This window comes from Aeromicrobium sp. Leaf272, from assembly GCF_001422865.1.
In the GTDB taxonomy this organism is placed as follows: domain Bacteria; phylum Actinomycetota; class Actinomycetes; order Propionibacteriales; family Nocardioidaceae; genus Aeromicrobium.
Genome location: NZ_LMMY01000009.1, coordinates 482,381 through 484,470, shown reverse-complemented (window position 1 = coordinate 484,470; position 2,090 = coordinate 482,381). Strand labels below are relative to the sequence as shown.

Here is a 2,090-nt window from a genome sequence, read left to right as displayed (position 1 = left end):
TCTCGCGCCGCCAGAAGCGCACGAGGTCGCCGTGGCCGGTGAAGCGGGGCAGCGAGACGCGGGGGACCTTGGTGCCCGAGAGCGACTCCCGCGTGAGCTGGGTGACGATCTCCTTGTCGCGGACCCTCACGACCTGCTCGTCGCCGGAGTAGGCCTCGACGACGGCCGGCCACTGCTCGATCTGGTCGGCGACGTCGTGCGGGACGGCCTTGCGGGCGGTCTCGAGCAGCTCGGTGACGCTCGAGGCGTCCAGGTCGGCCTCGGCGAGCTCGCTCGCGGTGGTCTCGAGGCGCTGGGCCCGGTCGGCGGCGTCGGCCAGGCGCTCGGTCTCGGCGTGGTAGCCGCGCACCGTCTCGGTGATCTCGGACAGGTACCGCACGCGGTCGGCGGGCACGACGGCCTGGATCCCGCTCGAGTACCGCACGGCCACGGGCGGCAGCACGCCCTCGGCGACGGGCAGCCCGCGCTCGCCCAGGGCGTCGCGCAGGTGCTGGTAGAGCGCGGTCACGCCGTCGTCGTTGAAGGTGGCGGCCGACGTGCCGAAGATCGGCATGTCCTCGGGCTTCTTGCCGAAGGCCTCGCGGTTGCGCACCAGCTGGCGGCCGACGTCGCGGTAGGCGTCCTTGGCCCCGCGGCGCTCGAACTTGTTGATCGCCACGACGTCGGCGAAGTCGAGCATGTCGATCTTCTCCAGCTGCGACGCGGCGCCGAACTCCGGCGTCATGACGTACATGGAGGTGTCGACGTGCGGCACGATCGCGGCGTCGCCCTGGCCGATGCCCGGGGTCTCGACGACCACGAGGTCGAACGCGGCGGCCTTGAGCACGGCGACGACGTCGTCGAGGCAGTCGGGCAGCTCGTGGGAGCCGCGGGTGGCCAGCGACCGGAAGTACGCCCGCTCCCCGTCGAGGGAGTTCATCCGGATGCGGTCGCCGAGCAGAGCCCCGCCGCCGCGACGGCGGGTGGGGTCGACGGCGAGGACCGCCACGCGCANNNGTGCGGCCGCGGCGTCCTGCAGGCGCTGGCGGTCGGCGTCGGCGAGTCGGCCGGTCTCGGCAAGCGTGATGGCTCGGGCGACGGCGGAGCGGTCGCCGGCCAGCACCGCGTCGACGTCGAAGTCGCCGAGGGTGGTCAGGTCGACGTCGCAGTCGCGGACGACGGAGTTGATCATGCCCACGAGCCCGAGGCGCTGCCCGTCCTCGGGGGAGAAGATCGTGACGCCGGACTCGCGGAGCCGGGCGATCTCCTCGGGCACGATGACGCCGCCGCCACCACCGACCACGCGGACGTGGCCGGCGCCCTGCTCGCGCAGCGACTCGACCAGGTACTCGAAGTACTCGACGTGCCCGCCCTGGTACGACGAGACCGCGACGCCCTGCACGTCCTCCTCGATGGCGGCGTCGACGACCTCCTTGACCGAGCGGTTGTGCCCGAGGTGGATCACCTCGGCCCCCTGGCTCTGGAAGATGCGCCGCATGATGTTGATCGAGGCGTCGTGGCCGTCGAAGAGCGCCGACGCGGTGACGAGTCGGACCGGGTTCGACGGGACGTGGAGATCAGCCATAGGAACCACAATAGTCGGACATCCAACTAATCGTCCACCCTGGGTAGACTGACCCCATGACCTCCGTGCCCCCCACGCCGCGGCTCGCGTTCGACCCGCTGGAACGGGCCGGGGAGCTGTGGGAGGAGCGCATCGGCGACGCCACGGCCATGCGGCTCGCGACGTCGATCATGCGGGTGCAGCAGCTGGTGATCGGCCGGCTCGACGCGGCGCTGAAGCCCCACGGCATCACGTTCGCCCGGTTCGAGGTGCTTCGGCTCATCTCGTTCAGCCGGGAGGGGCGCCTGCCCCTCAGCAAGATCGGCGAACGGCTCATGGTGCATCCTACGTCGGTCACGAACGCGATCGACAGGCTCGAGACGCACGGACTCGTGGTCCGCGAGCCCGATCCGGCCGACCGGCGGCGCACCTTCGCGATCCTCACGCCCGAGGGCGAGCGCGTGGTCGAGGCGGCCACCGAGGCCCTCATGGACGTCCAGTTCGGCGTGGCCGAGCTCGACGCCGACGACCAGCAGGCGGCCTACAC

General features: G+C 71.6%; 2 protein-coding genes and 1 pseudogene. 1 reads left to right on the top strand and 2 read right to left on the bottom strand.

The window, feature by feature from the left end; genetic code table 11:
- Both ASF38_RS18730 and ASF38_RS18725 read right to left on the bottom strand, forming a co-directional pair.
- Window positions 1–993, bottom strand: a pseudogene (locus tag ASF38_RS18730) (methylmalonyl-CoA mutase); the annotation flags it as partial.
- 3 nt (window positions 994–996) lie between these two features.
- On the bottom strand, window positions 997–1,564 hold a 568-nt coding region (locus tag ASF38_RS18725), incomplete at its 3' end, for a cobalamin-dependent protein (protein ID WP_235497378.1).
- Between the two features lie 56 nt (window positions 1,565–1,620).
- Between ASF38_RS18725 and ASF38_RS03955 the strand changes: the two genes are divergently transcribed.
- Window positions 1,621–2,090, top strand: a 470-nt coding sequence (locus ASF38_RS03955) for a MarR family winged helix-turn-helix transcriptional regulator (RefSeq protein WP_056573780.1), incomplete at its 3' end; no start/stop codon positions are given.